This is a genomic window from Neorhizobium sp. 05N33, from assembly GCF_056397445.1.
On the sequence record NZ_JBFTNK010000001.1, the window covers coordinates 163,552 to 187,014 of the forward strand.

Sequence of the window (23,463 nt, forward strand, 5' to 3'; positions counted from 1 at the left end):
AACCAGCGAAAAGGGGAATGACATGAACGACAAGATCACGAACTGGACCACGTCGGACGACGCAATGATCGAAAACGCCATTCGCCGGGGCGCAAGCCGCCGCGAACTGCTGACGATGCTGTTGGCAGGTGGCGTCGCACTTTCCGCAGGTGGCTTGACCCTCGGCCGGGCTTCCAGCGCGATGGCGGCCACCCCGAAGTCAGGCGGGCATTTGAAGGCGGCAGGCTGGTCGTCGTCGACTGCCGATACACTTGACCCAGCCAAGGCATCGTTGTCGACCGACTATGTCCGCTGCTGCGCAATCTACAACCGCCTGACCTTCCTTGATCAGAGTGGCGCCGTTCAGATGGAACTCGCCGAGAGCATCAAGAGCGGTGACGCCAAGGTCTGGACCGTCAAACTTCGCTCCGGCGTCACTTTCCACGACGGCAAGTCGCTGTCGGCGAAAGACGTCGTCTTCTCGCTGAAGCGGCATCTCGATCCTGCCGTCGGCTCCAAGGTCAACGCGATCGCCAAGCAGATCACCGACGTCAAGGACGTCGATCCGCTGACCGTCGAGATTACCCTCGCCAACCCGAATGCCGACCTGCCGACCATCCTGTCGCAGCACCATTTCATGATCGTTCAGGACGGCACGTCGGATTTTTCGAAGGGCATCGGTACCGGCGCGTTCAAGATGGAAACCTTCCAGCCGGGGGTGAAATCGATCTTCACCAAGAACCCCAACTACTTCAAGGCAGGCGGCGCCCACGTCGATTCGTTCGAGTTCTTTGCCATCAGCGACGACAACGCACGCGTCAACGCTCTGCTTTCGGGAGACATCCATCTCGCTGCGTCGATCAAGCCGCGCTCGATGAAGCTGGTGGAAAGCCAGCCCGGCTTCGTGCTGTCGCAGACGACCTCAGGCAATTATACCGACCTCAACATCCGTCTCGATCTCGCCCCCGGCGACAAGGCCGATTTCGCGGCCGGCATGAAATATCTGATCAACCGGCAGCAGATTCAGAAATCCGTCTTGCGCGGCCTTGCCGAAATCGCAAACGACCAGCCGGTCTCCCCGGCCAGCGTCTATCACAATGCGGAACTGAAACCGAAGGCCTACGATCCGGACAAGGCGAAGTTCCATTTCCAGAAGGCGGGCCTGCTCGGCCAGTCCATCCCGATGATCACGTCGGAAGCGCCGACTTCGGCGGTGGAAATGGCGACGATCGTCCAGCAGTCGGGCTCCGAGATCGGCATGAAGTTCGACGTTCAGCGCGTTCCGTCCGACGGCTACTGGTCGAATTACTGGCTGAAGGCACCGGTTCACTTCGGCAACATCAATCCGCGGCCGACCCCGGACATCCTGTTTTCGCTTCTCTACGCCTCCAACGCACCGTGGAATGAAAGTCAGTACAAGTCGGAGAAATTCGATAATATGCTCGTCGAAGCGCGCGGTCTTCTCGACGAGGCCAAGCGCAAGGAAATCTACGGCCAGATGCAGGTGATGATTTCCGAGGAAGCCGGTACGGTCATCCCGGTCTACATTTCGAACGTGGATGCGATCTCGGGGAAATTGAAGGGGCTTGAAGCCAACCCGCTCGGCGGCATGATGGGTTACGCCTTTGCCGAATACGTCTGGCTCGACGCCTGAGGCTTGACCCTTGGCGGCAGGGGGAAGCTTCTTCTGCCGCCGCGGTTGCGCCTGATAGTACTGTCCCTGGTTCGTCCACGGATGGTGCCGGCTATCTCGAACTTTTCAGGCAAGGAAACCCTATTGCGCACCTATGTCCTTGGACTCATCACGAACCGTCTCGGCAGTTCCGCCCTGACGCTGCTGATCGTGTCCTTCGCGGTCTTTTTCGCAACGGCAATGCTTCCGGGCGATACCGCCACGATCCTGCTCGGTCAGGCGGCAACGCCGGAAGCCGTTGCCGGCCTCAGGGCCGCAATGCATCTCGACGAACCGGCCTTCCTCCGTTTCGGGCGATGGCTCATCGGCCTGCTGCAGGGAGATCTGGGGACCTCCTATGTCAACAATTTACCGGTCGCACAACTGATTGGGGCGCGGTTCGTCAACACGATGCGCCTTGCCGGCATCGTCACTCTTTTTGCGGTTCCCCTGTCACTGACGCTTGGCATCACCGCCGCCATGTTTCGCGGCTCGGTCTACGACCGCATCGTCACAGTCCTGACCATCGGCATCATCTCGGTGCCCGAGTTCATGATTGCGACATCGGCCGTGCTCTTGTTCTCCGTCTATCTCAAATGGCTGCCGGCATTGTCTTTCACCAGCGATGTTACATCCTTCTGGCAGGTGCTGAAGATCTACGCCATGCCGGTCATCACGCTCACCTTCGTCGTCTCGGCCCAGATGATCCGCATGACCCGCGCTGCCGTCATCGATACGATCAACACGCCCTATGTGGAGGCCGCGATCCTCAAAGGGGCGTCACGCTGGCGCGCAGTCCTGCTGCACGCACTGCCGAACGCGGTCGGCCCGATCGCCAATGCGATTGCTCTCTCGCTCTCCTATCTCGTCGGCGGCGTCATCATCGTCGAGACGATCTTCAACTACCCCGGCGTCGCAAAGCTGATGGTCGATGGTGTTTCCACCCGGGATCTGCCGCTCATTCAATCCTGCGCCATCATTTTCTGCGTCGGCTACCTCGCACTCATCACATTCGCCGACATTGTTGCAATCCTTGCCAATCCGAGGGTGCGCTGACCATGACGACGTCCACGACACTGGGCCGCAGAGTGAGTTATCGTTTCAGCTGGGTTGGGATGATCGGCTTTACGATCATTCTCTTCTGGGCGGTTATCGCCCTCCTCGCGCCCCATATCATTCCGTATCCCGTCGGCGAGATCATCGACGACGACTATTTCGGCCCGATCGGCAGCAAACTGCTTCTCGGCTCAGACTATCTGGGCCGGGACATGTTGTCGCGCATCATCATGGGCGCCCGCTACACGGTCGGCATCTCGCTTGCCGCCGTCTGTCTCGCGTGTTTCAGTGGTGCCGCGCTCGGCATGGCGGCTGCCGTCATTGGTGGCTGGTTCGATACGCTGCTGAGCCGGTTGCTCGACGCGCTCAACTCAATTCCAAGCAAGCTTTCCGGTCTGGTCGTCGCTGCCGCCGTCGGGTCGTCGCTTCCCGTGCTGATCATCATGCTCGCCGTGATCTACACGCCCGGCGCCTATCGGTTTGCCCGGTCGCTTGCCGTAAACGTCAATACGATGGATTATATCACGGTTGCCCGAACCCGTGGCGAGGGCATTCCTTACGTCGTCTTTTCGGAGATCCTGCCGAACATCACGGGGCCGCTGCTTGCCGATTTCGGCATCCGCTTCGTGTTCATCGTCCTCCTTCTCTCCGGGCTTTCCTTCCTCGGCCTCGGCGTCCAGCCGCCTTATGCGGATTGGGGAGCGCTGGTTCACGAGAATATCGGTGGCCTGCCATTCGGGGCGCCGGCCGTCATCGTTCCCTCGCTGGCGATTGCGAGCCTCACCATCAGCGTCAACCTGCTGATCGACAATCTGCCCAAGAAGATTCGCGATCGGAGTGCGTGAATGGAAAATCTCGTTGAAATCCGCGACCTGAGGGTAGAGGCAACGACCGATGCGGGCCGCCGCATCGAGATTATCAAAGGCGTCGACCTCGATGTCGCGCCCGGCGAAATCGTCGCCCTGATCGGTGAAAGCGGATCGGGCAAGACGACGATCGCGCTGACGATCATGGGCTATGCCCGTCCCGGCTGTCGGATCTCGAGTGGCAGCGTCACGGTGGCCGGCAAGGACATGATGACGCTAAGCGAGCGGCAGCGCGCACATGTGCGTGGCCTTGAGGTCTCCTACGTGCCACAATCCGCCGCGGCCGCATTCAACCCGTCGAAGCGCATCATCGACCAGGTCGTCGAAGTGACGCGCATTCATCGGCTGATGCCGCTAGTGCAGGCCAAAAAGAAGGCAATTTCCCTGTTTCGGGCGCTTTCGCTGCCCAATCCCGAGGAAATCGGCAACCGTTACCCGCATCAGGTTTCCGGCGGCCAGTTGCAGCGTCTTGCCGCCGCGATGGCCCTTATCGCCGATCCGAAGCTCGTCATCTTCGACGAGCCGACCACCGCGCTCGATGTAACGACCCAGATCGAGGTGTTACGGGCCTTCAAGGCGGTGATGAAGAAAAGCGGCATTGCCGGCGTCTATGTGTCCCACGATCTCGCGGTCGTCGCACAGATCGCCGATCGCATCGTCGTGCTGCGGGGCGGTGATGTGCAGGAAGTCGGCAGCACCGCCGATATCCTGTCCGATGCCAAGCATCCCTATACGCGCGAGCTGCTTTCGGCCTTTGAACCGAAATCTCGCGGCGAAAGCGTCGTTGTTGCAGCGCGGGAACACGCGCCACTCCTGAAGGTCAATGGCCTGATCGCCGGCTACGGCCCGATCCAGGCCGACGGTCTGCCGCTCGTCAAGGCCGTGCAGGAGGCAAGCCTCTCCCTGGAACGAGGCCGCAATCTCGGCATCATCGGTGAATCCGGCTGCGGCAAGTCCACGCTTGCTCGCTCGATTGCCGGTATCCTGCCCGCATCAGCCGGTCAACTGACCCTCGACGGGCGCGAACTTGCCCGCTCCGCCCGGCAGAGAAGCCGGGAGCAGTTGCGCGAGTTGCAGATCGTCTTCCAGCATGCGGACACCTCGCTCAATCCGGCGAAAACGATCGAGGAAATTCTCGGACGGCCGCTGAAATTCTACCACGGCATGAAAGGCAAGGTTCGGGATGCCCGGATCGACGCGCTTCTCGACATGGTCCGCCTGCCGAAGACGCTTCGCAGCCGAACCCCCGCCGAACTCTCAGGCGGTCAGAAACAGCGCGTCAATTTTGCCCGAGCGCTCGCCGCCGAGCCGAAACTGATCGTCTGCGACGAGATCACCTCCGCCCTCGACACCGTCGTTGCTGCGGCTGTCATCGATCTCCTGAAGGAAATGCAGCGGGAGCTTTCCCTCTCTTACATCTTCATCAGCCACGATCTGTCGGTTGTCGAAGCGATCTGCGACGAGATCGTCGTGATGTATAACGGCCGCAAGGTCGAGGCAATCACGCCTGCGATCTCGAAGGTCCCGCAGCACCCCTATTCGAAACTGCTGTTCTCGTCCGTGCCGAAGCTCGATCCTGGCTGGCTCGATGGCCTGGAGCGTGATCCCGAGCTCGTTAAAACCTATGTGCACGGCTGAGGCGGCAATTGCCGTCTCATTTCCGCGGACAATAATTATTGGCTGGGAGCATGTACGGCTATACCAGAAACAGGCTGGTAAGCGGCATATGCGCTTTGACGATCGGCGACTTCAGGACAACGAAGCTGAAATATTTGTCGATGCCGATATCCATATCGGTCAGCCGTTCCATGATCGTCTGATATTCGCCGATACCGGCGGTGACGAACTTGAGCATATAGTCGTACCCGCCCGACACCAGGTGGCATTCGATCACCTGGTCGACTTTTTCCACGGCCCCGAGAAAACGCGCGAAGTCGATCTGGCGATGGTTTTTGAGCGTGACCTCGGTGAAGACCGTCAGGGTCTGGCCAAGCTTGCCGATATTGATCTGGGCCGAATAGCCCTGGATATAACCTTCCTGCTGAAGCTTCTTGACGCGCATCAGGCAAGGGCTGGGTGAAAGATTGACCAGTTCGGCAAGCTCGACATTGGTGATGCGGCCGTTCTTCTGCAGCTCGTAGAGGATCTTGATGTCGATACGATCAAGCTTCACGTGTGGACACCTCCTAAGGCCAACAGCATTTTATGCCGCGAAAGTCCGAGATCGACTTTAACACTATGGCTTCTCTTGTCTATTTCATTCTGCGCAGAGAAGGCCAGCACAATAAATTGCATCATTGGTTACGGGCGGAATCTTGTGCTGTTCGAAGGCCGTGTGCGGCAACCTCGATTCGGATCGCACCATTATGCTGACGCATCGACCCGGTTGCGCCCAGGAGATTGAATATCATGCCAGCACCGCTCACGCTCATCGAAACCGATGCCGGATTGCCGCATTCCGCCGACGCGGTCGTGATCGGCGCCGGTATCGTCGGCGTCTTCACGGCTTATTATCTCGCCCGACGCGGCCTTAAGGTGGCGCTCATCGAAAAGGGGCGGATCGGCGGCGAACAGTCGAGCCGCAATTGGGGCTGGTGCCGGCAGCAGAACCGCGATGCGCGCGAACTTCCGATGGCGACCAAAAGCCTCGACCTGTGGGAACGCTTCGCCGCCGAGACCGGCGAGGATACCGGCTTCCGGCGCTGCGGTCTCCTCTATCTCAGCGACAACGAGGAAGAACTGGCAGGCTGGGCCCGCTGGCGGGATTTCGCCCGCACGGTGGGCGTCACTACCCACATGCTCGACGGTGCCGAGGCAACCGAGCGCGGCAACGCGACGCGACGCGCCTGGAAAGGCGGCGTGTTCTCGCCAACGGACGGGACTGCGGATCCCGCCAATGCCGCCCCGGCGGTCGCCCGCGCGATCGTAAAGCTGGGCGGGACAGTGCTCCAGAATTGCGCGGCGCGCGGCATCGAGACGGAAGGCAGCAGGCTCTCGGCCGTCATAACCGAACAAGGCACGATCCGGACCAAGGTCGCAATCCTGGCCGGCGGTGCCTGGGCGTCGTCCTTCTGCCGCCAGCTCGGCATTCGTTTCCCGCAGGCCTCGATCCGCTCCTCCATTCTCTCCGTCGGTCCCGGTGAGGGAAACCTGCCGGACGCGCTCCATACCGCCCGCGTCTCGGTAACCCGCCGGGGTGACGGTGGTCACACGCTCGCCATCAGCGGGCGTGGACGGATCGACCTGACGGCCCAGACCATGCGTTTCGCGGCACAGTTCCTGCCGATGTTCATGCGCCGCTGGCGCAGCCTGTCGCCCGGCGGCCTCGAAGGTCTGCGCAGCGGCCACGAAGGCATGGCCCGCTGGCAGCTCGACCGACCGACGCCGATGGAGCATATGCGCATCCTCGATCCGGCCGTCGACGCGAGCACGATCAAGCTGACATATGAGCGCGCCGTCGAATTGCTGCCGGCGATCGGCGGGCGCCGCATCACTGCGAGCTGGGCCGGTTATATCGATTCGACGCCGGACGGGGTTCCGGCGATCGGCGAAGTCGCGAGCGTTCCGGGTTTCATCCTGGCTGCGGGGTTCAGCGGCCACGGTTTTGGTATCGGACCCGGCGCCGGCCACCTGATCGCTGATATCGTCACCGCCGCCACCCCGATCGTCGATCCGCTACCCTATCATCCCAAACGTTTTCAAACCTCCGCCTGGGGCAAGGTGGCGGATTTCTGATCCTGGGGCCTATAGACTAGAGTGAACCCCGCGAACCAAAGGACACGGTGAACCCGATGCAGGCACGCCAGCTCGAGGTCTTCTGCATGCTCATGCGGACCGGGACGGTGACCGGCGCCGCAGCGATGCTCAACATATCGCAGCCGGCGCTCAGCCAGATCCTGCTGCATGCCGAGGACCAGCTGGGCTTCAAGCTTTTCAACCGGCTGCGCGGAAAGCTGGTTCCGACCCGGGAAGCCGAGGAGCTTTATCCGGAATGCGAGCGGATTTTTTCCGAGCTCGGCGCCCTTCGCCGCCGCACCACGGACATGCGTTTCGGCCGTACCGGACTGATCCGGGTCGCCGCATCGGCGCCCCCGGCGATGGCGATCGTACCCAAGGCGCTTCTGTCGTTCCGTGCGGCCCATCCCGATATCGTCGTGCGCTCGCTGATCGCCCCGCTGGTCAACGTCGTCGACATGATCCGCGACGGTGACGCGCCGCTCGGAATCGTGATGAACAACACGGCCCGTCCGGGCATCGAGGTGGAGACACTCGGGCACACGCAACTTGTCTGCATCGTCCCTGAGCACCATCGGCTGGCCGAACTGGATCGGATCGGTTTTGCCGACCTACAGAACGAGACTTTGATCTCCTACCGGGCCGGCACGCTGCCGGGCCGGCTTCTGATCAGCGCCGCGGCCGCGGAAAAGCAAATATTCAACCCGGCGATCGAGATCGATATCTCGATTACCGCCCTGCCCTTCGTTCGCGACGGCTTTGGTGTCGCAATCGTCGATCGGCTCCTGCCATGGCAGCAGTTTCCGGGGCTTGTCCTTCGGCCGCTGCAGCAGAAGATTTCCGTGCCGATCGCCTTGCTCACCAGCCGGGACCGCCCGTTGACGGGAAGCCATCTCGCCATGCGCGACGATCTTCGGGAGGCCTGTGCCAGCGTCCTGAAGGCCGGTGGTTTGGAATCTTAGGCATCTCGGCCGAGCCGGTCAGGCATCGCGAACCCATTCACCGATCGGCAGGGGTCTGGCGGGGGCCTGTTCGCGGAGCCGGCCCGCATCACAGACCTTGATACAGGCCTTTTCGGCGATCAGCTCGGCGCCGGCGAGCTGACAATAACGCCCTTGGCAGCGGCCCATTCCAACCCGTGCCAGCGACTTGACCCGGTTGGCTTCGCCCCCGCCGTAAACGACGCTCTCGCGCAATTGGCCTGCCGTCACCCCTTCGCAGCGACAGACGACCGTCTCGTCCGGAACGGCGCGGACCATTTCGCCCGGCCAGGGAAAGGCGCGCGCGATGGCGCGGGCAAAACGTTCGTAGCGGCCCAACCGGCGCAGATCCGATCTCGCGTCCGGCGAAGGAAGACCCATATCGGCAAGGCAGGCGGTCGCGGCAAGCCGACCGGCCACCTCCGCCCCGTCGGCGCCGAGAATTCTCAGACCATCACCGGCCAGATAAAGTCCCTCGGCCGCCCTGCCCATCCGGTCGGTCCGGGGCAGCCATTGCGACCAGCTTTCGTCGTAGTCGAACATGCAGCCTGCCAGGCCCGCGAGCTGCGTTTCGGCGCGCAGGTGCCAGCCGAGGCCGACCATGTCGCATGCCGTCACATGCGCCCGGCCGCGGGCATCGCGCCAGCACAGGCCGACGGGGCCGCGTTCGTCGGTTTCGATCCGGTCCAAGATCACGCCGGCATGATAAAGCCGGCCGAGCTTTGCCCGCATCAGCAGTCCACGCAGGACCATGCCCGGCCTTGCCAGCATGCCCGGAAGACCCGCCGCCTGATTGCGGATCGCGGACGTATCGAGGATCGCGGCGATCTTGGCGCCGGTTTTCAGCAACTGGGTGGCGACGAGCGTCAGCAGCGGCCCGGAACCGGCAAGAACAATCCGGCTGCCGAGGGCGACGCCCTGCGCCTTGAGGGCGATCTGTGCCGCCCCCAAGCTGTAGACACCTGGTGCCTGCCAGCCGGGGATCGGCGCCAGGCGATCCATGGCGCCAGTGGCAAGGATCAGGCGGTCGTAGGTGAAATCCTTGCGACCGGCGGGCGTCAGCGCCTGCAGGAAATGGCCGGCGATCGCCAGGACCGAACTTTGCGGATGATAGTCGATCTGCCCGGCAGCGACCATGCGGTCGAACACCGTATGGAGTGCCACGGCCTTGCGAGCTTCCGGTCCGTAGAGCTGTTCCGGCGGTCGCACGAAGCCCCGTGGCGGGCGCCGATAGATCTGGCCACCCGCTTTGGTGCCCTCGTCAATGACTATCGGTTTGACCCCGGCCTGCACCAGACGCTCTGCGGCGCGGATACCGGCCGGGCCGGCGCCGACGATCACCACCTTTTCAGCGCCCGGTGCCGTCATGGCCATGTTTCCGGCGGCACGGTCCGCAATTGCATGCCCTCGGCGACCATTGTCGAACAGGCCCGCAGCCGGCAGCCGTCCTCCTGCCATATCCAGCAATCCTGGCAGGCTCCCATCAGACAGAAGCCCGCCCGTTTCTCTCGGCCGAATTCCGACTGCCGCACGGCAGGTCCGCAGACCAGGACGGCGGTGAGCACCGTGTCGCCGGCCAGTGCCTGGCAATCGGCGCCATCCAGCCGGAACCGAACCTGCGGCCTGCCCTTTTCGGCAAGGCGCACAATTCGCCCCCCGAGAGCGGCAGGCTGCAATCCGGATGTCATTCGGCAGCCTCTTTCCGCGCCTCGACGGGGTTTGGCATGTTCGTGAAGCGTGTTCGCACATCCGCGAACGCGGCGGCCACGCCTTCGGCGCCGACCCGCCCCTTCATCCGACGGAAGATCTCCGTCTTGGTGAAGAAGCGCCAATGGATGGGAAGGCCCTGCAGCAGGTCGGTCAGCAGGTCGTAGGCCTCCGGCGTCCATTGCGCCTCGTAACCTTCGCGCTCGGGGCCATAGTGAAAGTGTCCGGTCGGCGCGGTCCGAGCGGCTCTCACCTTTTCGGTTTCAGCCTCGTCCACCATGCCGTCGCGGATGACGACGCCGTAATCACGTTCGGCAGCCTCGGAGGAAACGTAGCCGCGTGCGACGTCCTGCGCCACGCGCCAGGTCTCGCGCTCGACGGGGTTGCCACGCCCGCCTCCGCCGGCTGAGCGGATCTCCAGGACGTCGCCGGGCTGCAGAACCGCTGTATCGATATTGCCGAGCCGCTGGAAGTCGTCACGGCCGGGGTTCAGCATCATGTCAGACAGGCCTGCGGCCCTGCCGCCCAGCGTGCCCCAGGGGCGGAAGAAGCTGCGGTCGCGGTTGCGGGCGGTGATACGGCTGCCGGGCGAAAAGACCCGGAAGGCCATTTCGGTCGCCAGCCCACCGCGCCAGCGTCCGGCGCCACCGCTGTCCTTTGCCAGGCCATATTTGACGAACTCGATCGGCACTTCCGTCTCGGTGATCTCGATCGGCGTATTCTTGAGATAGGCGGCATCGGCGCCGGAACCGTTGGTACCGTCGCGGTGGGGCATGCCCCCGCCGCCGCCGACCACCGGATTGACGGCGGCGATCACGGTGCGGCCGTTCCGTTCGTCGGTCGTCATGACGTTGACGATGCAGTTGTTGCCTGCCGGTGCTGCCGGCAGCTTTTCAGGCACGGCCTGGCAGAAGGCGCCGAATATGACGGAGCGCAGCCGCGCGCAGGTCAGCGAGCGCATGCCGACGGCAGCCGGCGCGATCGGATTGAGCACGCTGCCCTTTGGCGTGATGCAGGTGAACGGTCTCGTCAGCCCGGTATTGAGGAGGATCTTCGGGTTCAACGTGTAAAGTACGTAATAGACGCCGACCAGAAGCATCGTATGGCGCGGATCACCGCCCGAGGGGACGTTGAGCGAAGAGCCGAGCTGCGGATCGGAACCGGTGAAATCGAGGATTGCCTCGTCGCCCGTGATCGTCAGCGTCAGCTTCAGGCGGCACGGGTTGGCTTCGACCGAATCCTCGTCGGCATAATCGACGAATTCCCAGGTCCCGTCCGGCATCGCGCGCAGAAGATCGCGCGCCTGCGCTTCGGCGTGGTCGAGCAGGACCTCGGTGCCCTCCAGAAAGGCTTGCCTGCCGAATTTCTCGACCATGGCGAGGATCTTGCGTTCGCCCGTGTTGAGCGCCCCGACCAGGGCCTTCATGTCGCCGATATTGAGATCGGGCTTGCGGACATTGGTGGTCATGATCTTGAGAATGTCTTCGTCGAAGACGCCTTCGTTGACCAGTTTCATCGGCGGGAAGCGGATGCCCTCCTGATGGATTTCCGTCAGCGCTCGCGACAGGGAGGCCGGCACCGCGCCGCCCATGTCGGTGTTGTGGATATGACCGCCGGTCCAGGCGATGATCTCGCCGTCGTAGAAGACCGGTTTCCACAGATGGGTGTCCGGCGCGTGCGTCGCCACGAAGCAGGAATAGGGATCGTTGGTGAATGCCACGTCGCCGGGCTTGTAGTCGTCGATCATCGCGATCGCGCGGCTATAGGTGAGACCCGGATACCAGGTCGCGCCCAGTCCCATCGGCACGCCGAACGTCTCGCCTTTGCGGTTGACCAGCATGACCGTGAAGTCTTCCGTCTCCTTGACGAAAGCGGAATGCGCGGTCCGCTGCAGCGTATAGGCCATGTTTTCGGCTGCAGCGCGGGTATGATTGGCAAACACCTGAAGGTTCAAGGGATCGAACATGGGCCGTTACTCCGAAAAGGTGAGATGCAGGTTCAGTTGACGATCGACCTCGACATGTGTGCCGCTCGGGATTGCAAAGGTCGTATCTTCCTGGGCAACGACCGCCGGGCCGGCGAAGCGGCTGCCGGGACGCAGCCGATCACGCCGATAGAGGCCGATCCACTCGAAGCTCTTGCCGGTAAAGACCGGGATCTCGCGCTCGGGGTTGACCGCCTCACCGTCCTCGCGGGCATCGACAGGGATTTCCAATGCCGGGCCGGCGCCGATTGCCGAGAGACGCAGGTTGACGATCTCGATCGCTCCGTCCGGATCATGGAAGTCGTAGAGCCGGGCATGCATCGCATGGAAGGCCTCCTCGATCGAACCGAGCTTGCCCTCGGCGATCCAGGCTGGCTGGATCGGCACTTCAATCTCGAAGCTTTGGCCGACATAACGCATGTCGGCGGAGACATTGAGCGTCGCGGCGCCGGCATGCCCCTGCTTGGCGAGCCAGTTGCGCCCCTCGACGGCAAGTGCGTCCAGCGCCTCGCGCAATTGTAGTGCCGCCTCGTCGGAGAGATGGGTAAACACGGTGCGGATGAAGTCGCCGCGCAGATCTGCCACCAGGCCCCCGAGCGCCGAGACGACACCCGGGCGCGGTGCGCCGATCACCTTCGCCATGCGAAATTCGCGGGCGAGGAACGCGCCGAGCATCGGGCCGCCGCCGCCGAACGGCATCAGCGTGAATTCCCTGAGATCGACGCCGGCGCGTGATGCGAGTTTCTCAACCTCCACGAACATTTCCGAGATGGCGACGTCGAGGATGGCCTGGGCAGCCTCCTCCGCGGTGCGGCCGATTTTTTCCGCCAGCCGGGTGACGGCCGCGCGGGCAAGGCCGACGTCGATCTGTAGCTGCCCGTAGGCCATCTGGCTGTGACCGAGCCAGCCGCAGACGGCCATGGCGTCGGTCACGGTCGCCTGCTCCCCGCCGCGTCCGTAACAGGCAGGTCCGGGTGTCGAGCCTGCCGATTCCGGTCCGACCCGCAACACGCCTTGCGCATCGACGCTTGCGATAGAACCGCCACCGATGCCGATCGAGCTGACCGACACAGACGGGATATGCAGCGGGAACTCGCCGATCAGTTCGCCGGTGCCGAATTGCGGTTCGCCATCGATGATCAGGGCAAAGTCGGCCGAGGTGCCGCCGATGTCGAGGGTGAGGATATGCTTCTCGCCGGCACGACGGGCGAGCCAGGCGGCGCCTATGACACCGGAGGCCGTGCCGGACAACAGCATCTGCACGCAGGACCGTTTGCCTTCGTCGGCATTCATCACGCCGCCGTTGGACTTGGTCAGCAGCGCCGGCGCCGTGACGCCACGCGACAACAGCTTTTCCTCGAGTGCGGTCAGATAACCGGAGACACGCGGATGGACGTAACCATTGAGGATAGCAGTGGTGGTCCGCTCGTATTCGCGGATCACCGGCCAGACCTCGGATGACGTGAAGACGAAGAGTTCGGGGGCGAGCCTTGCGATTTCCTGCTTGACCGCCACCTCATGGATGTCGGTGCGCCACGAATGCAGGAAGGAGACGATGATGCCGGCGGCGCCATTGGCCTTCGCCTTGCTCACCGCTGCCGCGACCGCCTCCAGATCCGGCGCCTCGATCTCGCTGCCATCCGCCCGCAGGCGAGCGGGGATGCCGAAGATCATGTCGCGGGCGATGAGCTGGTCCGGCCGGGAGCAGAACAGGGAATAGACGTCGGGCATCCGCAACCGCGCCAGCTCGATGACGTCTTCGAAACCGGCATTGGTCATCAGCGCCAGCGACACGCCGCGACGCTGGATCACGGTGTTGATGCCGACGGTCGTTCCATGGACAAAACGGCTGATGGCTGCGGGGTCGAGCCCTTCCCGTTCGGCCAGAAGCGACAGTCCCGTCATCAGTTCCGCACCCGGATCGTCCGGTGTCGTCAGAACCTTGAGCGAGGCAACCCGGCCCGATCGCGTTTCCAGTGCACAGAAGTCGATGAAGGTCCCGCCGATGTCGACGCCGATCTTCCAGTCCTGCTGATCGCTGGTTCCTTTGCCTGGCGCGGCCGCACTGTCCATGTCGCTCAATCCTTTCCTGCTGCTTGTCATGAAGCTGGCACGAATGAGCAAAGCCGGTCCAAGTGCAAAAAAACCGCTGCCCATAAGTGCCGCTTATGCCTCGCCACGGACGTCCCATAGGTCCGGCTTATGGGGAGATGAAAACCTCGACTTTGACACCGGCCGGCCGCACCGGAATGGTGGCGGGGATGAGAGACATTGCGGAAACGGCCTTATGGAAGTGATCGTGCTGGGTGGCGGCCTGATGGGGGCCGCATCGACCTATTTTCTTGCCCGGCGCGGTCTGCGCGTGACGCTCATCGAGCGGAACCGGGTGGGCAGCGGCGCAACGGTCGCCTCGTTCGGCAATATCCGCCGCAGCGGCCGCTACCTGCCGCAACTTCCCCTCGCCCGACGATCCCTGACGCTTTGGGGCAAGGCGGCGGAGATGCTGGATCGGGACGTCGAATTTCGGGCGACCGGCCATGTCCGTCTGGTGTTCAGCCAGGCGGGTCTCGAGGAGATGCGCAGCTTCGCGACAGCCGCCAGACCTTGGGGTCTCAACCTTGAGGAACTTACCGCGGCGGAGCTCCATGCACGTTTTCCGGGGCTCGGGCCCGAGGCAATCGCCGCATCCTTTTCCCCGGAGGACGGAAGCGGCAATCCGCGCCTGATCGCCCCGGCTTTCGCGGATGCCGCGAGACGTATCGGTGCTAAGATCGTCGAGAGCGTGGAGGTGAAAGCGATCCGGCGAGGTGCCTATGGCTTCGAGGTGGAGACCTCGAACGGCGTCCATGCCGCTGCCTTCCTGCTCAACACCGCCGGCGCCTGGGGCGCCCGGATCTCCGCGCAGTTCGGCGAAGCCGTCCCGATCGTCGCGAAGGGGCCGCAGATGGGGGTAACCGAGCCACTGCCGCACCGCATCCTCCCGGTTGTCGGCGTCTGGGCGCATGACCACGGCGGTGGTTACCTGCGCCAGGTGGAACGCGGAAACATCGTCTTCGGTGGCGGAGCGGAACGTACCGATGTTTCGCTCGATACCGGTCATGCCAAGGCCGACCCCGCCCGGCTTCCCGGCCAGCTGCGCGCCCTCCTGCCGATCCTGCCGGCGCTTGCCAATGTCTCGGTGATCCGCACCTGGTCCGGCTGCGAGGGTTATGTCGGCGACGGCCTTCCCGTCATGGGACGATCGGCAACAACGCCGGGGCTGTTCCATGCCTTCGGATTTTGCGGCCACGGCTTCCAGCTCGGCCCCGGTGTCGGCGACGTGATGGCGGAATTAATCTCGACCGGCGCGACCGAGACGCCCATCCATGACTTCCGGATAGAACGGTTTTCCAGGCAGGACGAGGGGCAGGAACTAAGTTAGCCACCGTCACACGTCTCCGCTCCCTTGCTCTCCAGTTCAACAAAGCGTGCCATCACGACCGGCGCTTGAACGTATGCTCCTTCGTGGGAAACGCTCGGGAGCGAACATCGCCCGCATAAGCTGCGGCGGCCGCTCCCACCCTCTTGCCCAGCTCGTCATAGCGCTTGACGAAGCGCGGCGTGAAGTCGTTGAACAGCCCAAGCATGTCGTCCGAAACGAGGATTTGGCCGTCACAAGCAACCGATGCGCCGATTCCGATGGTTGGAACGGCGATAGCTGCCGTCATCTCACGAGCCAATGTCTCGACCGTGCCCTCGATAACGACCGCAAAGGCTCCGGAGTTGCCGACCGCTTCGGCATCGCGCCGGATCTTCGCCACTTCTTCGTCCGAATGGCCGACGGATCGGTAGCCACCTGCGGTATGAACCTGCTGCGGCATCAGGCCGATGTGGCCAAGGACCGGGATGCCGCGAGCGGTCAGGAAAGCGATGGTCTCGGCCATCTCTTCACCACCTTCGAGTTTGACCGCGTCGCAGCCGGTTTCCTGCAGAATGCGCACGGCATTGCGATAGGCCAATTCCCTGGTTTCCTGATAACTGCCAAAGGGCATGTCGACGACCACGCAGGATCTCGTGACACCGCGCATCACCGCCTTGCCGTGCGCGATCATCATGTCGAGCGTCACCGAAACGGTGCTCTCCATGCCGTAGAGGACCATGCCGAGCGAATCCCCGACAAGCAGAAGATCGCAGTGTTCATCCAGCAGCCGCGCCATCGGCGTTGTGTAGGCGGTCAGGCAGACGATCGGCGCTCCACCCTTCATCGCCCGGATCCGACTGGGCGTCAGGCGCTTTAAGGAGCCCGCGGCACTCATCGCGCTTCTCCTGTCCCAGACATCGTTTTTTTCGCAATCACCCGGTTGTCGAGAAGCTTGGTCGTGCCGACCCGCACGAACAGCGCAACAACCACCGGATCCTCGATCTTCGCGATAGCCTGCAACGTCGAGGCATCCCTGACCGCGACGACTTCCGGTTTTGCGAGCGGCTCGCGGCTGATGAAGCCGACAAGCTTTTCTTCAAGGACCTGCGGGTCCGTGAGACCCTGAGCGACGAGACGCTCCGCCTCGTCCAAGGCGCGAGGGACGACGACCGCAGCGTGTCTTTCTTCCTCGCTGAGATAGACGTTGCGGGATGACAGGGCGAGACCATCCGCATCCCGAACCGTCGGCACGGCAACGACGCGCACCGGCAATGCAAGATCGTCGACCATCCGTTTGATGATGACGACCTGCTGGTAATCCTTTTCGCCGAAATAGGCGTTCCTCGGCTGGACGATATTGAAGAGCTTGTTGACGACGGTCGCCACGCCCGCAAAATGTCCGGGTCGAACCGCGCCTTCGAGCTCGCATCCAAGCTCCGGCACATCAACCACCGTCTTCATGGGCTGCGGGTACATATCCTCGACGCCCGGCGCAAACAGGATATCGACGCCTGCCGCCTCCAGCATCGCCCTGTCGCGTTCCAGATCGCGCGGATATCGACTGAGGTCTTCGGCCGGACCGAACTGAAGCGGGTTCACGAAAATCGATGCGACAACGATTTCGTTTTCAGCGCGGGCTCGCGAGACAAGTTCCATATGTCCGGCATGGAGATAACCCATGGTCGGAACGAAGCCGACCGTCCCGCCTTTCGCCTTGGCTGCGGCAAGTGCCGCGCGCAGCGCCTCAATGCTCGATAGGACCCGCATGTTGCCCTCCCTGGCCACGATCACATCGGCGCGGATAGAGAGAGCAAGCGCGGCTAGACGTCAATGCAGGCCTTTCGATAAAACCGATTAGACCGACGCGATACGGACTGGAGGCTCATCGCCAGTATCTATTCTAGCCTCAGTTTCGGCGTCGAAAAGATTGATGCTTGAAGGATCGACCTTGAAACGAATCTGGTCGCCTCTTCGACCCTTGAACCGCGGTTCAGCTCTGGCTATGACAGCCTGATTGCCGATAATGGCCGTGACCATGGTGTCCGGACCCGTCGGCTCCACGACGTCGATCACTCCCTCAAGAAAAGCGTCCTCCGTCTCGACGACCTTGAGCTCCTCCGGTCTGACGCCGAACACGCACTCTCGCGTTCCGTTCGCGATCCCGGGACCGCTGAGCGCGACGAGCACTCCCTCGCTCGTGAACCGGGTTCCGTCAGCATCCGAAAGAAGTTTCCCCCGAATGAAATTCATTGCCGGAGAACCGATGAACCCTGCGACGAACATGTTGGCAGGGCGTTCGTAGATAGTTCGAGGATCGGCAAGCTGCTGAACATAACCGCCCTTCATTACGGCCACCTTCGTCGCCAGCGTCATCGCTTCGATCTGGTCGTGGGTGACGTAGACAATGCTGGTGCCAAGACGTTCATGAAGACGTTTTATCTCGGTTCTCATCTCGACGCGCAGTTTCGCGTCCAGGTTCGAGAGCGGTTCGTCGAAGAGAAAAAGATCGGGATTGCGCACGATTGCGCGCCCCATGGCAACACGTTGCCTCTGGCCGCCGGACAAATTTGCGGGAAGGCGATCGAGAAGATGCCCGATCTGAAGCATCTCCGCCGCTTTGCGAATTTCCGCCTTGCGCTCTTGCTCGGGCACGCCCCGCATTTCGAGCCCGAAGCCGATGTTTCGTTCGACCGACATCGTCGGGTACAGCGCGTAGGACTGAAACACCATTGCGATGTTCCGATCTTTCGGCGGCAGGGCCGTGACCGACCGGCCCGCGATGGCGATATCCCCGGCCGACGGTTCGTCGAGCCCGGCAATGATGTTCAACAAGGTGGACTTGCCGCATCCGGAGGGTCCAAGCAGCACCAGAAAGCCGCCGTCTTCCAGATCGACGTCTATTCCGTGGAGAACATCGAGCGCCCCGTAGGATTTGCGGATACCGCTTATGGAAAGGGTGGCCATCGTTTTCTCCTCAACCCTTGATCGCGCCTGCGGTAAGACCCTGGACCATCGCGCGCTGAACGATCGCGAAGAGGACGACCACCGGCAGGATGCTGAGTATGCCGCCGGCGGCCAGCACTCCCCACGGCAGTTGGAATTCGCCGACCATCAGTTGCAATCCGACAGGCCACGTTCGTGAACCCTGCCCGGTCGTCAACATGAGCGCAAAAATGAACTCGTTCCACGCGGCGATCGCGATGAATACCGAACTGGCGACGAGACCATTTCGCGCCAATGGCAAGACGATGCGCACCATGGCTCCAAGTCGTGTGGAGCCATCGATCCGAGCAGCGCTTTCCAGCTCTTTCGGCGCGGCATCGAAAAAGCCCTTGAGCATCCAGGCAAACAGCGGCAACAGAAAGCTGGTATAGGCAAGCGCCAGTCCGAAGCGGCTGTCGACCAGGCCCACGGTCCGCATCATGACGTAGAGCGGGATGATCACCATAACGGCCGGGAACATCCGCACCAGCAGATAGCCGAGCATGATTTTGTCTCGGCCTTTGAATGGCAGCCGCGCGAATGCATAAGCCGCGAGCGTCCCGGTCAGAACGCAGATCACCACGGTAATTGTGGTTACCACCAAGCTGTTTGCAATCAGCACCGGAAAGTTCGATTGCGTCCAGATGGCGACATAGTTTTGAAAGGTGACCGTTCGGGGGATGTACTGCATATGCGAGGTGACGATGTCCGCCTCCGTCTTGAGGGACGTGAGAAACATCCAGAGGATCGGCCCGAGGCAGAACGTCGTCAGAGTTGTCAGCACGGCATAGGTCAGGATGTCTCCCGCAAGGCGCCGGCTGCGGCTGGTCTTGAGCATTCTCATTCCTTCGTGACGCGCGTTAGCCTGATGTAGATGGTCGCAAACAGCATGAGGAGGATGAACATGACGACCGAAAGCGCGCCCGCATACCCGAAATTGAACTCGCGATAGGCAGTCTGGAACGCATAGAGCGACAGGACCTGCGTGGCGTTGCCGGGGCCTCCGCCGGTCAAGACGAGCAGCAGGTCCGGCGAGTTGACGAGGCTGATCACGCGCAGGATGACGGCCGCGGCGATCACCGTCTTCAGCATGGGCACCGTGATCAGACGAAACTGACGGACGGGGCCTGCGCCATCGACCGCCGCAGCTTTGTACAGGTCCTCCGGGATGCCCTTCAATCCGGCAAGAAACAGAAGTGCGAAGAACGGGAAACCGTGCCACGCCTCGACCAGAATAGTCGCGGCCAACGCGGTGGCCGGATCGGCAAACCACGCTTTGTAGGTGCTCAATATCCCGATCCCTACCAGCAGGTCGTTGATGACGCCCAGCCGTGGATCCAGCAAGAGAGCCCACATATGTCCGGCCACCACATTCGGCAGGAAATAGGGAAGCAGGATCAGCACGCCGAATAACTTCGTACCTGGAAGGTTGCGGTTGAGCGCCACGGCTGCGACGAAGCCGAGCGTCACTTCGATGGCGATAGCTGCCGTCACCCAGATCGCTGTATTTTTCAACGAGATCCAGAAGACCCGATCCGACATCATCGCGACGTAGTGCTTTATCCCAACCCAGCCGTTAAGGCCCGGCCGGGTGAGGCGCATTTCCCGCACGCTGATGACGAAGCCGTAGAGCGTCGGATAGGCGACCACCAGCAGAAGCAGGACAAGGCTCGGAAACAGCAGGAGGTAGACCCAATACCGCGTTTCGGAAAGGTTTCCGAGCAGCGTGATTGGTCCACGTGGCAAGATTGACTTCATATGATCGCGGCGCATGCCGTCCTCTGGGACGCGACGACGTTACGGTCATCGCGTCTGGTTGACTAACGAAGCGCGGCTTCGAGCCCTTGGATCATGCGCTCAACGGCCTGCACGGGTGTCAACTGCCCAGTCAGAACCGACTGGAAGGCGGGATTGACGACATTTTCCGACCACCCTGCAGCGCCGACGAAACTGTTGGGCAGCCGCCCGAACTCGAGTGTTTTTGAAGCGGCCTGATAGACCGGATTGGACTTGATCCGCTTGTCCTCAAGCGCCGCCGTCGACGCGGGGAAATAGCCCGTTGCTTCCAGCAGGGCGACTGCCGCGTCCGTCTCACCCCAGAAACTGATCCAGTCCCAGGCAGCGTCGATATTGTCGTCCTTCATGATGCCGTTGCCGGCATACGCAACACGCGCAATATGGGCCTTCGGGCCCGCCGGCATGGGAGCCGTGGCGAACTGTTCGCCCGCTTTGAGAGCAGCGGAGATTTCGATCAGCGACCCCGTATGATGCCAGACCATGGCGGTCTGACCGGTGCGGAATCCTTCCATGATCTGGCGATAGCTGTCGTTGGGCGCGCTTGGTGGAACGACCTTCTCCTTGAGAAAGAGGCTCGAATAGAAGCTGATGGCCTCGACTGCTGCCGCCTTGTCGATCGCCGCCTGCCCGTCCTTCACGATCGGAGAGCCGAAGGATTCGATCATGTCGATGACGTATTTGAATGCTCCCGCGCCACCTCGCATGCCGAACGCGTAGCGACCTTTCGCGGGGTTGGTCAGTTTCCTGCAGGCGGTAATGAACTCGTCCAAGGTCTTCGGCGGGCCCGCCAGGCCCGCTTCCTCAAAATAGTCCTTTCGGTAATACATCCAGTCGACGAAGGCATAAGCTGGAACGGCATATACGGCGCCCCCTTGGGACATGCCAGTCCACCGGTTTTCCGGCAGATTGGCCTTGCCCTTCCATGCACTCACCCGCTTGGTAATGTCCGTCAATGCGCCCATCGCCGTCAGGTCGGCGAAGCGTTCCGCGATGACCATACCGGTATCCGGCCGGCCGCCGGCCACGACCGCGGACGAAACCTTCGCCATATATTCAGAGTTCGGGATGCTTTCCTGCGTGACCGTGACGCCCGGGTGAGCCTTGCCGAACAGCTCGATGATTTTCAACAGGCCGGCCATCTCCGATTGGCTCGTGAAATGGTGCCAGTAATTTATCGCGGTCGCCGCATTGGCGGAGCGAATGTTGCCGGCCAGCGCCAGGGCGGCCGTCGCGGCGAGAAACTCACGTTTGGTGATCTGCATCTAATCCATCCTCCCACATATCAGATTGCAAATCTGATCGATCAGATAGAGATAGCAATCTTTCGAAGGCTCGGCAAGGCCAAGACGACTGGACGCGCGGTTCCGGTCAAACCAGTCCCATATTTCGATGAATCGCTGCCTGGAAATGCGCCTGAAGCGCCTTCTCTGCGGCATCGGCATCCCTGGTGGAACATGCCTCCAGAATATCCAGATGCTCCTTCAATGTCCTAATGAGGATCGGAGGCGTGACCTTCCGTTCCAATCGCAGCAAACGCAGGTAGTTGTGCATTCTACGATAGGCCGTATCGATCAGCGGATTACGCAGTGCCGCGACGATCTGGCCGTGAAGCTCGAGCTCGAGGAGATCCATCTCCGCGAGATGATCGACGGTAAGTCCATCTCTCTCCAGTTTACGCATAAGCCTGGAATGGCGGACTTCCAGACTGTTCATCAACTCCTCTTCGGCCTGTTCGGCAAAGACTCGCACGGCCGACCTCTCGATGATCGAGCGGAACTGATATGTCGCACGCGTCAGGTCGAGACCCGGTCGAACGAACTGGATTCCGGAGCGCGGATGGATCGTCAGAATGCCTTCGGCCTCAAGCATTCGCAGGGCGTCGCGGAGCGGCGCGACCGGCACGCCGACGATTTCCGAGAGCTCGCTCTGGGAGATGAATGCGCCCACAGGAACCTTTCGTTCGAACAGACTCTCGAGGATCCGCTCATAGGCGACGTCGCTGAGGCGCGGCGCGGCGGATTCGACGTCGGTTGATCTTCCCTTACGCGCTTGCGATTTTTTCATACGTCCGATAATACCATTGATAGATCAGTTGCCAAATTAAAACGATCAGAGAGCGCTGTTATGCCCCTATCAGAATTCCGTATAACCCGATTTCAGTTCGCCCGCGACAGGGTAATCGGAGACAGTCAGGTCCGAGCCGACGATGTCAACGTCGCTGCTCTCGAACTTGTGGGCGAAAGCGGAAAGATCGGGCTGGGCTTTATCCAGACTCTCTTTCATCCCCTCCCGGATCAAGCCGAGATCGAGGCGGTTTTTGCAAACGAGGTTTGGCCCGGCATCGCGGGCCAGGAAGCTATCGCGCTGGTCCATCGCGTACATCGCCCGCGGGGCGGCAACCAGCGCGCCTTTTCGCTGCCATTTCACGAGGCGCTGCAGGTCGCATCGTGGGACCTCGCCGCCAAGGAAGTCGGATTACCGCTCCACACGCTGCTCGGCAGCCGTCGTGACCGTGTTCGCGCCTATGCCAGCGGTCTCGACTTTCACCTCGGCGACGAAGCGTTCTGCGCGCTGTTCTCACATGCCGCGAGCCTGGGATACACGGCATTCAAGATCAAGGTGGGCCATCCGGACTTCAAACGGGATATGCGTCGTCTCGATTTGTTGAAGGAAGTCGTGCCTGCCGGTTCACATATCATGATCGATCCCAACGAGGCCTGGAATTCGAAGGAAGCCCTGGTGAAGCTTACGGCGATCCGCGACGCCGGCCATGATCTGTTATGGGTTGAAGACCCAATTCTGCGCCATGACTTCGAGGGGCTCCGGACACTCCGTCACGCGGTCAACTGGACGCAGATCAACAGTGGAGAATATCTCGACGCAACGGGAAAACGGATCCTTATGGAAAATTTCGGGACCGATCTGCTGAACGTCCATGGCCAGGTGACAGACGTCATGCGGATCGGTTGGCTTGCGGCCGAGCTTGGCGTCCCGATCAGCCTGGGCAATACGTTCCTGGAAGTCGGAGTGCACATGGCCGTCGCACTTCCGGAAGTCGAATGGCTCGAATATTCGTTCCAGAATTTCGATCACCTGGTGGAGCAGCCGGTCGAGATCAAGGACGGTTTTGCATTCGCACCAAACCGTCCGGGCCATGGACTTGTTCTCAGCGAAGCGGCCCGCAAGGATTGGTCTCGGCCCAAGCGCCTCGACCGATCGGAACTTGGTGCGGCCCCGACAAACCCTCGTTTGCCATACCTCGCTTGACGCTCATCAACGGCGCGTCAGCCAATCCATGGCTGAGG

The 23,463-nt window shown here is 61.9% G+C and carries 20 protein-coding genes; 8 read left to right on the plus strand and 12 right to left on the minus strand.

Annotation, left to right across the window (positions count from 1 at the left end; all coding sequences use genetic code 11):
• The first annotated feature begins 22 nt into the window (after nt 1-22).
• The 4 genes from AC1DLT_RS00780 to AC1DLT_RS00795 all read left to right on the plus strand — a co-directional run bounded on the left by AC1DLT_RS00780 (nt 23) and on the right by AC1DLT_RS00795 (nt 5,211).
• Nucleotides 23-1,633 carry an ABC transporter substrate-binding protein gene (locus AC1DLT_RS00780; protein WP_477485545.1) on the plus strand — a complete coding sequence of 537 codons (1,611 nt, stop codon included), beginning with the start codon at nt 23-25 and terminating at the stop codon, nt 1,631-1,633.
• 81 nt (nt 1,634-1,714) lie between these two features.
• Complete coding sequence (locus AC1DLT_RS00785) at nt 1,715-2,707, plus strand: ABC transporter permease (protein ID WP_477485546.1); 993 nt, start codon at nt 1,715-1,717, stop codon at nt 2,705-2,707.
• On the plus strand, nt 2,704-3,552 hold the full coding sequence (locus AC1DLT_RS00790; RefSeq protein WP_477485981.1) for an ABC transporter permease: 849 nt from the start codon (nt 2,704-2,706) through the stop codon (nt 3,550-3,552). Before AC1DLT_RS00785 ends, AC1DLT_RS00790 begins: the two co-directional genes overlap by 4 nt.
• A complete protein-coding gene (locus AC1DLT_RS00795; protein WP_477485547.1) occupies nt 3,553-5,211 on the plus strand; it encodes an ABC transporter ATP-binding protein in 1,659 nt (552 codons plus the stop codon).
• Between the two features lie 58 nt (nt 5,212-5,269).
• On the opposite strand, the gene AC1DLT_RS00800 is transcribed toward AC1DLT_RS00795, so the two are convergent.
• Entirely contained in the window at nt 5,270-5,746 is a 477-nt protein-coding gene (locus AC1DLT_RS00800; protein WP_477485548.1) for an Lrp/AsnC family transcriptional regulator, read from the minus strand.
• A 236-nt stretch (nt 5,747-5,982) separates the two neighbouring features.
• On the opposite strand from AC1DLT_RS00800, the gene AC1DLT_RS00805 reads away from it, so the two are divergent.
• Complete coding sequence (locus AC1DLT_RS00805) at nt 5,983-7,308, plus strand: NAD(P)/FAD-dependent oxidoreductase (protein ID WP_477485549.1); 1,326 nt, start codon at nt 5,983-5,985, stop codon at nt 7,306-7,308.
• A 56-nt stretch (nt 7,309-7,364) separates the two neighbouring features.
• A complete protein-coding gene (locus AC1DLT_RS00810) occupies nt 7,365-8,270 on the plus strand; it encodes a LysR family transcriptional regulator (RefSeq protein ID WP_477485550.1) in 906 nt (301 codons plus the stop codon).
• An 18-nt stretch (nt 8,271-8,288) separates the two neighbouring features.
• Here AC1DLT_RS00810 and AC1DLT_RS00815 read toward each other — a convergent pair whose 3' ends face one another.
• From AC1DLT_RS00815 to AC1DLT_RS00830, 4 genes are read right to left on the minus strand one after another with little or no spacing between them, the layout of a single operon-like run.
• Nucleotides 8,289-9,656 (minus strand): FAD/NAD(P)-dependent oxidoreductase, encoded by a 1,368-nt coding sequence (locus tag AC1DLT_RS00815; RefSeq protein WP_477485551.1) that lies wholly within the window; start codon nt 9,654-9,656, stop codon nt 8,289-8,291.
• The gene (locus tag AC1DLT_RS00820) at nt 9,653-9,976 is read right to left on the minus strand and encodes a (2Fe-2S)-binding protein (protein ID WP_477485552.1); all 324 of its coding nucleotides are present in this window, start codon (nt 9,974-9,976) and stop codon (nt 9,653-9,655) included. The genes AC1DLT_RS00815 and AC1DLT_RS00820 overlap by 4 nt, the downstream gene beginning before the upstream one ends.
• Nucleotides 9,973-11,961 (minus strand): hydantoinase B/oxoprolinase family protein, encoded by a 1,989-nt coding sequence (locus AC1DLT_RS00825; RefSeq protein ID WP_477485553.1) that lies wholly within the window; start codon nt 11,959-11,961, stop codon nt 9,973-9,975. The genes AC1DLT_RS00820 and AC1DLT_RS00825 overlap by 4 nt, the downstream gene beginning before the upstream one ends.
• Nucleotides 11,962-11,967: 6 nt before the next feature.
• Nucleotides 11,968-14,052: a hydantoinase/oxoprolinase family protein gene (locus tag AC1DLT_RS00830; protein ID WP_477485554.1), complete on the minus strand. Its 2,085-nt coding sequence runs from the start codon at nt 14,050-14,052 to the stop codon at nt 11,968-11,970.
• 214 nt (nt 14,053-14,266) lie between these two features.
• On the opposite strand from AC1DLT_RS00830, the gene AC1DLT_RS00835 reads away from it, so the two are divergent.
• The gene (locus AC1DLT_RS00835) at nt 14,267-15,400 is read left to right on the plus strand and encodes an NAD(P)/FAD-dependent oxidoreductase (RefSeq protein WP_477485555.1); all 1,134 of its coding nucleotides are present in this window, start codon (nt 14,267-14,269) and stop codon (nt 15,398-15,400) included.
• Between the two features lie 52 nt (nt 15,401-15,452).
• On the opposite strand, the gene panB is transcribed toward AC1DLT_RS00835, so the two are convergent.
• From panB to AC1DLT_RS00870, 7 genes are all read right to left on the minus strand, one after another.
• Nucleotides 15,453-16,274 carry a 3-methyl-2-oxobutanoate hydroxymethyltransferase gene (gene panB, locus AC1DLT_RS00840; RefSeq protein ID WP_247036234.1) on the minus strand — a complete coding sequence of 274 codons (822 nt, stop codon included), beginning with the start codon at nt 16,272-16,274 and terminating at the stop codon, nt 15,453-15,455.
• Nucleotides 16,271-17,146: a pantoate--beta-alanine ligase gene (gene panC, locus AC1DLT_RS00845; RefSeq protein WP_477485556.1), complete on the minus strand. Its 876-nt coding sequence runs from the start codon at nt 17,144-17,146 to the stop codon at nt 16,271-16,273. The genes panB and panC overlap by 4 nt, the downstream gene beginning before the upstream one ends.
• Before the next feature lie 87 nt (nt 17,147-17,233).
• Complete coding sequence (locus tag AC1DLT_RS00850) at nt 17,234-18,343, minus strand: ABC transporter ATP-binding protein (RefSeq protein WP_477485557.1); 1,110 nt, start codon at nt 18,341-18,343, stop codon at nt 17,234-17,236.
• 10 nt (nt 18,344-18,353) lie between these two features.
• Nucleotides 18,354-19,205 carry a carbohydrate ABC transporter permease gene (locus tag AC1DLT_RS00855; protein WP_405029357.1) on the minus strand — a complete coding sequence of 284 codons (852 nt, stop codon included), beginning with the start codon at nt 19,203-19,205 and terminating at the stop codon, nt 18,354-18,356.
• Entirely contained in the window at nt 19,202-20,107 is a 906-nt protein-coding gene (locus tag AC1DLT_RS00860; protein WP_477485558.1) for a carbohydrate ABC transporter permease, read from the minus strand. Before AC1DLT_RS00860 ends, AC1DLT_RS00855 begins: the two co-directional genes overlap by 4 nt.
• Nucleotides 20,108-20,181: 74 nt before the next feature.
• Entirely contained in the window at nt 20,182-21,420 is a 1,239-nt protein-coding gene (locus tag AC1DLT_RS00865; RefSeq protein WP_477485559.1) for an ABC transporter substrate-binding protein, read from the minus strand.
• Nucleotides 21,421-21,526: 106 nt separating this feature from the next.
• Nucleotides 21,527-22,222 carry a GntR family transcriptional regulator gene (locus AC1DLT_RS00870; RefSeq protein ID WP_247136277.1) on the minus strand — a complete coding sequence of 232 codons (696 nt, stop codon included), beginning with the start codon at nt 22,220-22,222 and terminating at the stop codon, nt 21,527-21,529.
• Nucleotides 22,223-22,282: 60 nt separating this feature from the next.
• Between AC1DLT_RS00870 and AC1DLT_RS00875 the strand changes: the two genes are divergently transcribed.
• Nucleotides 22,283-23,425 carry a mandelate racemase/muconate lactonizing enzyme family protein gene (locus tag AC1DLT_RS00875; RefSeq protein ID WP_247136284.1) on the plus strand — a complete coding sequence of 381 codons (1,143 nt, stop codon included), beginning with the start codon at nt 22,283-22,285 and terminating at the stop codon, nt 23,423-23,425.
• The last annotated feature ends 38 nt before the right edge of the window (nt 23,426-23,463 follow it).

Bases quoted from the DNA above. Each gene is read 5' to 3' on its own strand.
- AC1DLT_RS00780 (WP_477485545.1), top strand. From the start codon at position 23: ATGAACGACAAGATCACGAACTGGACCACGTCGGACGACGCAATGATC.
- AC1DLT_RS00785 (WP_477485546.1), top strand. From the start codon at position 1,715: ATGGTGCCGGCTATCTCGAACTTTTCAGGCAAGGAAACCCTATTGCGC.
- AC1DLT_RS00795 (WP_477485547.1), top strand. From the start codon at position 3,553: ATGGAAAATCTCGTTGAAATCCGCGACCTGAGGGTAGAGGCAACGACC.
- AC1DLT_RS00805 (WP_477485549.1), top strand. From the start codon at position 5,983: ATGCCAGCACCGCTCACGCTCATCGAAACCGATGCCGGATTGCCGCAT.
- AC1DLT_RS00810 (WP_477485550.1), top strand. From the start codon at position 7,365: ATGCAGGCACGCCAGCTCGAGGTCTTCTGCATGCTCATGCGGACCGGG.
- AC1DLT_RS00815 (WP_477485551.1), bottom strand. From the start codon at position 9,656: ATGACGGCACCGGGCGCTGAAAAGGTGGTGATCGTCGGCGCCGGCCCG.
- AC1DLT_RS00820 (WP_477485552.1), bottom strand. From the start codon at position 9,976: ATGACATCCGGATTGCAGCCTGCCGCTCTCGGGGGGCGAATTGTGCGC.
- AC1DLT_RS00825 (WP_477485553.1), bottom strand. From the start codon at position 11,961: ATGTTCGATCCCTTGAACCTTCAGGTGTTTGCCAATCATACCCGCGCT.
- AC1DLT_RS00830 (WP_477485554.1), bottom strand. From the start codon at position 14,052: ATGGACAGTGCGGCCGCGCCAGGCAAAGGAACCAGCGATCAGCAGGAC.
- AC1DLT_RS00835 (WP_477485555.1), top strand. From the start codon at position 14,267: ATGGAAGTGATCGTGCTGGGTGGCGGCCTGATGGGGGCCGCATCGACC.
- panB (WP_247036234.1), bottom strand. From the start codon at position 16,274: ATGAGTGCCGCGGGCTCCTTAAAGCGCCTGACGCCCAGTCGGATCCGG.
- panC (WP_477485556.1), bottom strand. From the start codon at position 17,146: ATGCGGGTCCTATCGAGCATTGAGGCGCTGCGCGCGGCACTTGCCGCA.
- AC1DLT_RS00850 (WP_477485557.1), bottom strand. From the start codon at position 18,343: ATGGCCACCCTTTCCATAAGCGGTATCCGCAAATCCTACGGGGCGCTC.
- AC1DLT_RS00855 (WP_405029357.1), bottom strand. From the start codon at position 19,205: ATGAGAATGCTCAAGACCAGCCGCAGCCGGCGCCTTGCGGGAGACATC.
- AC1DLT_RS00865 (WP_477485559.1), bottom strand. From the start codon at position 21,420: ATGCAGATCACCAAACGTGAGTTTCTCGCCGCGACGGCCGCCCTGGCG.
- AC1DLT_RS00870 (WP_247136277.1), bottom strand. From the start codon at position 22,222: ATGAAAAAATCGCAAGCGCGTAAGGGAAGATCAACCGACGTCGAATCC.
- AC1DLT_RS00875 (WP_247136284.1), top strand. From the start codon at position 22,283: ATGCCCCTATCAGAATTCCGTATAACCCGATTTCAGTTCGCCCGCGAC.